This window comes from Enterobacter sp. IF2SW-B1 (assembly GCF_001743375.1).
Classification (GTDB): domain Bacteria; phylum Pseudomonadota; class Gammaproteobacteria; order Enterobacterales; family Enterobacteriaceae; genus Enterobacter; species Enterobacter bugandensis.
The window spans coordinates 687,641-689,235 of sequence record NZ_MJAA01000002.1; the positions used below are offsets into that span (position 1 = coordinate 687,641).

The 1,595-nt window shown below is 53.6% G+C and carries 1 rRNA gene; it reads left to right on the forward strand.

Annotated features, from left to right (window positions below):
- The first annotated feature begins 72 nt into the window (after positions 1 to 72).
- Positions 73 to 1,575 (forward strand): 16S ribosomal RNA (locus tag A6013_RS07675).
- Positions 1,576 to 1,595 lie beyond the last annotated feature (20 nt).

Here is a 1,595-nt window from a genome sequence, read left to right on the forward strand (position 1 = left end):
AAAAATGAATACCAAGTCTCTGAGTGAACATRCGTAATTCATTACGAAGTTTAATTCACGAGCATCAAACTTAAATTGAAGAGTTTGATCATGGCTCAGATTGAACGCTGGCGGCAGGCCTAACACATGCAAGTCGAACGGTAGCACAGAGAGCTTGCTCTCGGGTGACGAGTGGCGGACGGGTGAGTAATGTCTGGGAAACTGCCTGATGGAGGGGGATAACTACTGGAAACGGTAGCTAATACCGCATAACGTCGCAAGACCAAAGAGGGGGACCTTCGGGCCTCTTGCCATCAGATGTGCCCAGATGGGATTAGCTAGTAGGTGGGGTAACGGCTCACCTAGGCGACGATCCCTAGCTGGTCTGAGAGGATGACCAGCCACACTGGAACTGAGACACGGTCCAGACTCCTACGGGAGGCAGCAGTGGGGAATATTGCACAATGGGCGCAAGCCTGATGCAGCCATGCCGCGTGTATGAAGAAGGCCTTCGGGTTGTAAAGTACTTTCATTGACGTTACCCGCAGAAGAAGCACCGGCTAACTCCGTGCCAGCAGCCGCGGTAATACGGAGGGTGCAAGCGTTAATCGGAATTACTGGGCGTAAAGCGCACGCAGGCGGTCTGTCAAGTCGGATGTGAAATCCCCGGGCTCAACCTGGGAACTGCATTCGAAACTGGCAGGCTAGAGTCTTGTAGAGGGGGGTAGAATTCCAGGTGTAGCGGTGAAATGCGTAGAGATCTGGAGGAATACCGGTGGCGAAGGCGGCCCCCTGGACAAAGACTGACGCTCAGGTGCGAAAGCGTGGGGAGCAAACAGGATTAGATACCCTGGTAGTCCACGCCGTAAACGATGTCGACTTGGAGGTTGTGCCCTTGAGGCGTGGCTTCCGGAGCTAACGCGTTAAGTCGACCGCCTGGGGAGTACGGCCGCAAGGTTAAAACTCAAATGAATTGACGGGGGCCCGCACAAGCGGTGGAGCATGTGGTTTAATTCGATGCAACGCGAAGAACCTTACCTACTCTTGACATCCAGAGAACTTAGCAGAGATGCTTTGGTGCCTTCGGGAACTCTGAGACAGGTGCTGCATGGCTGTCGTCAGCTCGTGTTGTGAAATGTTGGGTTAAGTCCCGCAACGAGCGCAACCCTTATCCTTTGTTGCCAGCGGTCCGGCCGGGAACTCAAAGGAGACTGCCAGTGATAAACTGGAGGAAGGTGGGGATGACGTCAAGTCATCATGGCCCTTACGAGTAGGGCTACACACGTGCTACAATGGCGCATACAAAGAGAAGCGACCTCGCGAGAGCAAGCGGACCTCATAAAGTGCGTCGTAGTCCGGATTGGAGTCTGCAACTCGACTCCATGAAGTCGGAATCGCTAGTAATCGTGGATCAGAATGCCACGGTGAATACGTTCCCGGGCCTTGTACACACCGCCCGTCACACCATGGGAGTGGGTTGCAAAAGAAGTAGGTAGCTTAACCTTCGGGAGGGCGCTTACCACTTTGTGATTCATGACTGGGGTGAAGTCGTAACAAGGTAACCGTAGGGGAACCTGCGGTTGGATCACCTCCTTACCTTAAAGAACCTGCCTTTG